Origin of the sequence: Streptomyces sp. MnatMP-M17 (genome assembly GCF_900091995.1) — a bacterium.
Lineage (GTDB): Bacteria > Actinomycetota > Actinomycetes > Streptomycetales > Streptomycetaceae > Streptomyces.
In genome coordinates this window covers 1-7466 of record NZ_FMDK01000813.1, presented here as the reverse complement: position 1 = coordinate 7466, position 7466 = coordinate 1, and the positions used below count along the sequence as shown (strand labels likewise).

Genomic DNA, 7466 nt, shown 5'->3' with positions numbered 1-7466 from the left:
CCCCGCACCGGCAGCTCGGCGGAGGCCGGATCGGCGAGCAGCGACTCCGGGTCCGGCAGGTCCATCCGGTCCAGATGGGCGAGGAGTTCAAGCCCAGGCCCGTCCCCCACCGTGCCCCGTACCAGCAGTGCCAGCACCTCCCGGGAGACGGAGGCCGCCGTGCCGAAGGCAAGCAGGGCCAACGCGGCCTCCCAGCTCCGGGGTGAGGGCCAGGCACCGCCGCGCCGTGTCTCCGTGCTGGGCAGCCGGTGGATCAGCGTCGGCCGGGCTTCCAGGAATCCGCAGACCGCGCGCCGGGCGAAAGCCACCGCCTCCGGCAACCGCTCCGGCACCAGCCGGGGCAGCTCCGCCCGGGGCCAGACCCCGCCCAGCCCGCGCACCACCACCTCGCGGTCGTGCAGCCAGTACAGATGCACGAACCGGTTGGCCAGCGGCGGGCTCAGCTCCCACCCGTCCGCCGCCGACGCGCTCGGATTGGCCGCGGCCACGATCCGTACCTCCGGCGGCAGTTGCAGCGCACCGACCTTCCGCTCCAGGACGACCCGGAGCAGCGCGGCCTGGACGGCCGGTGTGGCGGTGGAGAGTTCGTCCAGGAAGAGCAGCCCCCGCCCGGCCCGTACCAGTTCCACGGCCCACTGCGGCGGCGCCATCGGCACCCCTCGCACCGCCGGGTCGTCGCCGACGATGGGCAGCCCGGAGAAGTCGGTCGGCTCGTGGACGCTGGCGATCACGGTCGTCAGCGGCAGGTTGAGGGAAGTGGCGAGCTGCGTCAGGGCCGCGGTCTTGCCGATGCCCGGCTCGCCCCAGAGCAGTACGGGCAGGTCGGCCGCGACGGCCAGGGCGAGGGCTTCGAGGCGCTCGTCGGGGCGCGGCTCGGTGGTGGTCGTGCGCAGGAGGGCCAGGAGGTCGTCGGCGACGGCGAGTTGGGTGCCGGAACCGGTGCCGGTGCCGGATCGGCCGACGGAGGTGGGTACGGGAGCGCCGACGGCGGGGATCTGGTCGGGAGCGGGCAGGAGGGTGCTGGAAGTCATGGGCATCACCTTGGGTGGCGTAAGGGAACGGGACGGCCCGTCCCGGATGTTTGGGCGTGCGGCGCGCAATGCGCAGTGCGAGCACGGGACTCGGGCAGCGCGAGCAGGGGATTCAGGCTGTGTGAGCAGGGGACTCAGGCAGTGTGAGTACGGGACTCAGGTGGGGCAGCCGGTCAGGCGATCGCCCGGTAATCAGGTCAGGTCAGGTCAGGTCAGGTCAGGTCTGGCCGGTACGGGGCCGGGCCCGGCTGCTCCGCTTGAGGCGCATCGCGCGAGGCGTACGGCGGTCGAGTCGGGGACGGTGGCGCGCCTCCGCGTGTCTCAGGTCCGAGGCCGTTCCGCCCGCTGCCGAACCGGCACCGGGGTGTACGGCGACCAACCCCGAGCGGAAGAGCCCGTGGTCGATGCGGCGGGCCGCGGCCGACTCCAGTTCCTCCCGCAGCGGCCCGTCGCGCAGGACCGCACCGGGACCGAGCAGCCCCTCGACCACGGCCAGGGCCCCGGCGACATCACCATGGCCCAGCCGCTCCCGGACCGCGGGCAGCGCCTCCGGGTCACGGTGCACCTCGTCGATGGCGCGCAGACAGGGCAGCGCGGGCCCGCCGAGCGCCACCAGCAGCTCCTCCCGGCGCAGTTGTGCCGGGTCGTGATCGATCGCCGTAAGTGTCCCGTCCCGCAGCGCGATCCGGTGGACCTCACCCCGGCACTCCACCCGGTGCGGATCACCGGGCGGGAGGGCAAGGCCGGTCGCCGGTCCCGAGCTGGACGACGCCGCTGAGCCGAACGCCGCCAATGCCGTGGCGACGAGCGGATGCAGCCGATCGGTCGCGACCAGCCCGGCCCGCAGCAGCTCCAGATCCGGAAGGACCCGGGCCGCCGCCTCCGGCAGCACCGGAAGCGCCGCGACCTCCTGCGGCGGCAGCGTCTCCCGCAGCGGCCGGAACGTCGGGGCATGGCTGTTGTCGGGAGCGACGAGTTCGAGTACGGCACGGCTCCGCGTACCGAGCCGCACGGTGAAGGCCCCGCGAGGGCAGCCCTCGGCCCGCAACAGGAACTCCGCCTCGGCAGCCCACCTTGCCGGCTCCCACGGGGAATCGTGGACGGCGGGCCGATCCGGCACGTCCGGCACGGCCGGTACGTACGACACGTCTGGCACGTCTGGCCGCGCGGGTGCGTGGAGCCGGTCGGACGCGGGGGGCCGCGCGGCCGGCACCAGAGATAGCGCCTCGCCCGCACCGCACCGCCACGCCAGTTCGCCGCTCCGCTCGGAGTCCCAGAGATGCCGGTGCAGGTCGAGCCGGAAACGCCGGTTGGGATGCGGGTGCGGGTGCGGATGCAGAAGGTGCCCTGGACCGCTCCCGGACTCCACCCGGGACTCCTCCCACAAGGCCAGGGATACCCTCTGTCCGGCGTCCGCCCAGGCCGGCGGTGTCCGCACCACCAGTTGCAGCGGCGTGTCGCCGGAACTCCGGTAACGGGCCAGGGAGATGGTGAGGCCGGCGCGGAGCCGCCCGTCGGGGGCGGTCCGGGGCAGGTGCCAGCGGAGCAGATCCGGAGCCAGGCGGCGCAGATCCGCACGAAGGCGGGTGACGAGCTCGATGCCGTGGCGGTCGCGCACGGCGCGTAGATCGAGATCGATGTCGACCCGGGCGGCGGCGCATGCCCCGGCCCAGTCGCCAACGGCACGTCGTGCGGTCGCGGTCTCGATCATGGACGGTGGTACGGCGTACTCGCGCACGCGATGCCACATCAACAGGTGGGCCGGAATCGTATTCGCGAAGTGATGTGCCATCAGCACTCACCTTGCGCGAACGATTCCCCCGATCCGTACGAGGAGTAGTTCTTCATCCCGGGCATCATAAGCACCACGATGAGGATCTGCCAGTCCCCTTCGGCCGCCCGTCGGTCTTCCTCGACGCACGACTCAACGCCCGGAGTCGCGCGGCGACCGTACGAAAGCTCCAGGCCAGTGAGGTTCTCTCAACGAGATGATCTCGTGAGGTGACTCGCCCCAGGGATCTCGCGAGCCGCGATGAGTTCTGCGGCCTCCGGCAGTCGTACTGTCGAATCCCGTCACCGAGGAGGACTTCTGATGCGCGACGTGACCTATTCGATGAATGTCTCACTTGACGGCTACATCGTCGGGCCGGACGGCGGCTTCGACTGGACGCCGCCCGACGAGGAGGTCTACCGCTTCGTCATCGACGAGGTGCGAGAGACCGGCGTTTACCTGTTGGGGCGACGGCTGTACGAGACGATGCTGTACTGGGAGACCGCCGACCAGGATCCATCGCTCGACGCCACGAGGCTTGAGTTCGCCGCGATCTGGAAGCGGCTCCCGAAGGTGGTGTTCTCCACCACGCTGTCGGCGGTGCGGGGCAATGCGCGCCTGGCCTCCGGCGGCCTGGCGGAGGAGATCGAGCGGGTGCGGGCCGAGCCGGGGGACGGCAACATCGCGGTCGGCGGCGCGACTCTCGCCGCCGAGGCGGCCGCGCTGGGTCTGATCGACGAATACCGGGCCAGGGTCCACCCGGTGCTGGTCGGCGGTGGCATTCCGTTCTTTCCCCGGCACGAGCGCCGGGTGGATCTCGAACTCGTCGAGACCCGCACCTTCAAATCAAGAGTCGTCTACCTTGGCTACCGCGTGACACGTTAGCCGGCCCCTCCGCCGGCAGAAGTCACGTTTCAGCGGACCTCCATGCCATTCCGGAGTCTTTCCGCGCCGAGTTTCTCGAACAGCAAGACGCATTTCATGTGTACTGGGTCATACGCTTCAAAGGCACCGGCAGTTGGTTTCGCAACAAACCACAGGCCTCAGCCTCAGCAGCTCAATGTCCGTACCACGCAGAACGCTCGGCTGGGATATCCCAGCCGAGCGTCTGGTCGAGCCGCTGACAACAGCCGCTTGGCCGGCAGGCTGCCAAGCCCCCTTGAATTCGCCACCGGGAGGGGGTTTTATGCCGCCGACGTGGCCTCTAGGCTGCCATCAGGTCAGATCGTCGGTGTCTCGTCGACGACTTCCTTGTGCGGTTCGACAATGAACTTCCAGCCGTCGCTGGGCTCCAGGAACCGCACTCGGGTCGGGTAGATGTCCAAGGCGCGGCGGTCGCGGTTCTGGCTGCCCGCGTTCTTCCGCCCCCGGATCGGCTCCTCGAACAGGTCGACCTTGACGTCCGGCACCGCGACGACTTCCTCGCTCCAGCGCTGAACAACCCCCGCGCCGAACGCGTCCCGCGCGGCGGAGTAGAGCGACTCCAGAGATTCCTTGTTCCCGTTGGGCACGAAGAGGGCGAGGTTCAGGAGGACGCCGGCACTCTGGAGAACCTCGATTTCCTCCCCCGCCTCGTCGGCAAGCCAGACCCCGCGCTCTTCGGCGTTGTCCGGGAGAACATGGATTTCCTCACCGAACATCGTCCTCGCGGTGAAGGACCCTCCCTCAAAATTCTTACCCGGCTCCGTAAGGAAAGCCGGGGCATAGCAGTCGAGAGGAAGGCCATCCATCTCTGCCGAGACGAAGATGCCGTCCTGGAGGCCCAACTCTGAAACCTCCTCGGCCGTAAGACGTCGAGCCGTAACCTTCTCGGTATTCACGCCATTCCCCTTTTTTCGTGGCGTCCTGTGAATCATCAAGACTCTACCATGAAAACAACCGGCCAGTTCCCGCTACGTATGTCTTCGCACTCACGACAGAAATGCGGTGAGGGCCAGGAGTTGGCCTACCCTCTCGGCGAGATTTTCGGCAACGAAGTCAGTCGTCAAGTGGAATGCGAGCGGACTCAGCCGAATGGCAAAAAGCAGACAACAACAAGCAGACAAGAGGCACCTTGATGCTCGGCATTACGCTGTGTGCTTGCGCTCCCATCGGCTCCGAACGAGCGACGGCGGAAAACTTCGCTGAAGTCTCGGTTCTGCTCCGTGCGGCGTTCGGTGCCGCCTGTGTCGAGTTGGCCGAGTCGGCCAGGGGTGTCTGTCGCGAAGCACGGCGGTCATTCCGGCTCGTACTGGGCGAGAACTCGGCCGAGCAGGCGGGTCAGAGTCTGCCGGTCCTCGGCCGACAGCGGTTTGAGCAGGTCGTCCTGCACCTGATCGAGCACCCCGTCCATGCGCCGCAGTTGCCGGACACCGCCCCTGGTGAGCGTCACTTTGTTGCGCCGTCCATGGTCCGGGTCCGGCGCCCGGTCGACAAAGCCCTGCTCGACCAGTTCGTTGACGGCCGCCACAACGTCGCTGCGGTCGATACGGCACCGGCGGCCGAGCTCCGCCTGGCTCGCGGGCCCGAACTCGTGCAGTGCCGCCAGGATGCGGTAGTGGTACCCGCGCGCCCCGGCAGCGGTGAAGCCGTCGAACACCAGCCGGCGGGCGTACACGGCCAGTTGGGTGATCAGCCAACTCGGCTTCGCCGCCAAGCGCTCGGGGGTCTCATCCATGGCGGCCACTCTATCGGCATGAGTGTTGGCAAGACCAACACTCTGGCATAGTGTTGGTCTCACCAATGTTCAATGACCATCAATCGAGCGACCATCAAAGGAGCCGTCGTGCCCACCGCCGCCCTGACCACCGACCGAGCCGAGATCGCCGACCTGTTCGCCCACCTGGCCAACCTGCTGGACGAATGCCGCCACGAAGACGCCGCCAGCGTCTATCACGACGACATCGCGGTGCACTCGCCGAAAGGCGAACTTCACGGCCTCGATGAGGTGATCGCCCACCTGAAGCGAAGCCAGATCGAGGGAGAGCACACCCAACACATCCACGGAGACGTGTTGGTGCACGTCGACGGTGACCGCGCGAAGGCCACGGCGAACCAGCTCGTGTACTTCTACCGCGACGGCGAAGCGCCCCATCGGACAAGCGGCCTGCGAGTGGCCTGCACCGCGGTGCGGACATCGGCGGGCTGGCGAATCAGCGACACGCACATCGCGCTCGCCTGGACGCACGAGAAGTGAGGCGGTGAGTGTCAGAACCGGACCTCACCTGTTCCATGACCAAGGGCCAGGTCAGAGACCTGGCCCTTGGTGTCGTCTTCGTGAATCACCCGTACGTCAGCGTGGCCTTGTGGATCGTGCCCACGCAGTGAGCCTGTGCGTCACCAGGCCAAGGCGTCGGCCATGTCCGACTGCCAGTACGAGACGCTGAGCGAGCTGTCGATGTACACGCCCTTCGCGGGCAGTGACGGGCGGGCGACGCTCGCGCTCTTGTCGAAGTAGACAGCGAGGGACTTGGCCGTGTAGCCGTGGGAGCCGCTGCCGTCCGCGGCCGAGAGAAGGACGCTCGCGTAGCCCGACTCACCCGGGGCCAGCGTGACCACGGCCTGCGGCTTGGAGGCCTCGATGGCCGGCGGGACGGACTGGGCCTCGCTGAATCGGACGACCGGGTAGCCGATGAGGTCGCAGTTCTTCGAGCCGGTGTTGGTAACGGTGAGAAGGAGGTGGTTCAGAGGGCGGGAGACCTCCGTGGCGGTCGTCCTCGTGGAGGTGCTGGAGCAGGAGGTGGAGGCGGGGACGGGGACGGACTTCGAGCCGTGCGAGCCTGTGGAGCCCGAGGCGCCCGTCGAGGCCTTGGAAGCCGAGCCCGCGGAGTGGGCCGAGGCGGCGGAGCCGGCCTCCGCCGCCCCCGTGGAAGTTCCCTCGCTCGTCTCGGGCGAAGGTGCGCCGGCCGCCATGGGCGACGAGGTGGACGCGGACGCCGTCGAAGCGCCCTCGTCGCGGGTGCCCTCGCCGTTGTTGCACGCCGTCAGTGTCAGTGTGGCGACCGCGAGTGCGGCGGCGGCGAGCATGCGGGTGCGGTTGGTACGTGCGGACATGTGGTCCCCCAGAGGCGGTACGGGTCTGTGCGCAGGCCGCTCGACCGGGTGCCGGGAGCGGCGTGCTTGGATGACCAGAGCTTGTGCCGTGATCCGTCCCGGGCGCCACAACTGCCGGAACATCCGGGACGCTGGAACGCCTGCAACAGCTCTGGCCTGGGGGAATGACCTCCGCCTGGAACGACGGTCCGGGACGTGAAGAGAGGGAGGGACAGTGACGGGGGATGAGTTCTCGGAGCTGTTGGGCCGGTTGAAGGAGCGGTCCGGGCTCAGTTACGGAGTGCTCGGGAAGCGGCTGCACATGAGTGCGTCCACACTTCACCGGTACGTCAACGGGGACGCCGTACCGACGGACTACGCGCCCGTGGAGCGGTTCGCCCGGGTGTGCAAGGCGACTCCCGAGGAACTGGTGGAGCTGCATCGGCGGTGGATCCTCGCGGATGCCCGGCGTGGGCGGAAGGCGGGCGGGGCTCCTGCCGAGGAGGCACCGAAGGTACGGACAGGGGAGGCCGTGCCCGGGACAGCCGGGGCCGAAGTGGCGGCCGTGCCCGAAGCAGCGGCCCGGTCCGGACCGGCAGCCGGATCCGGAGCAGCGCCCGGATCCGAAGCGGCAGCCGGTGCCGGAGCAGCAG

9 protein-coding genes are annotated in these 7466 nt (G+C 68.9%); 4 read left to right on the top strand and 5 right to left on the bottom strand.

From position 1 onward, the window contains the following. Both GA0115259_RS31165 and GA0115259_RS31160 read right to left on the bottom strand, forming a co-directional pair. Positions 1-1031 (bottom strand): AAA family ATPase (locus GA0115259_RS31165; RefSeq protein WP_093603201.1); only part of this gene is annotated, 1031 nt, incomplete at its 3' end. A 217-nt stretch (positions 1032-1248) separates the two neighbouring features. Next, positions 1249-2823, bottom strand: coding sequence for a hypothetical protein (locus GA0115259_RS31160; RefSeq protein ID WP_093603199.1), 1575 nt, complete (start codon positions 2821-2823; stop codon positions 1249-1251). A gap of 300 nt (positions 2824-3123) precedes the next feature. Here GA0115259_RS31160 and GA0115259_RS31155 point away from each other — a divergent pair, with 300 nt between their 5' ends. Beyond that, on the top strand, positions 3124-3687 hold the full coding sequence (locus GA0115259_RS31155) for a dihydrofolate reductase family protein (RefSeq protein WP_093603197.1): 564 nt from the start codon (positions 3124-3126) through the stop codon (positions 3685-3687). 335 nt (positions 3688-4022) lie between these two features. On the opposite strand, the gene GA0115259_RS31150 is transcribed toward GA0115259_RS31155, so the two are convergent. Further along, entirely contained in the window at positions 4023-4622 is a 600-nt protein-coding gene (locus tag GA0115259_RS31150; protein ID WP_093603195.1) for a hypothetical protein, read from the bottom strand. Positions 4623-5017: 395 nt separating this feature from the next. After that, entirely contained in the window at positions 5018-5458 is a 441-nt protein-coding gene (locus GA0115259_RS31145) for a MarR family winged helix-turn-helix transcriptional regulator (RefSeq protein ID WP_093603193.1), read from the bottom strand. Between the two features lie 108 nt (positions 5459-5566). Here GA0115259_RS31145 and GA0115259_RS31140 point away from each other — a divergent pair, with 108 nt between their 5' ends. Together GA0115259_RS31140 and GA0115259_RS42325 are read left to right on the top strand one after the other, a co-directional pair. After that, the gene (locus GA0115259_RS31140) at positions 5567-5977 is read left to right on the top strand and encodes a nuclear transport factor 2 family protein (protein ID WP_256098223.1); all 411 of its coding nucleotides are present in this window, start codon (positions 5567-5569) and stop codon (positions 5975-5977) included. 8 nt (positions 5978-5985) lie between these two features. Continuing rightward, a complete protein-coding gene (locus GA0115259_RS42325; protein ID WP_256098222.1) occupies positions 5986-6108 on the top strand; it encodes a hypothetical protein in 123 nt (40 codons plus the stop codon). A gap of 9 nt (positions 6109-6117) precedes the next feature. On the opposite strand, the gene GA0115259_RS31135 is transcribed toward GA0115259_RS42325, so the two are convergent. After that, positions 6118-6834, bottom strand: a complete 717-nt coding sequence (locus tag GA0115259_RS31135) for a DUF4232 domain-containing protein (protein ID WP_093603189.1) — start codon at positions 6832-6834, stop codon at positions 6118-6120. A 214-nt stretch (positions 6835-7048) separates the two neighbouring features. On the opposite strand from GA0115259_RS31135, the gene GA0115259_RS31130 reads away from it, so the two are divergent. Continuing rightward, on the top strand, positions 7049-7466 hold a 418-nt coding region (locus GA0115259_RS31130), incomplete at its 3' end, for a helix-turn-helix domain-containing protein (RefSeq protein ID WP_256098221.1).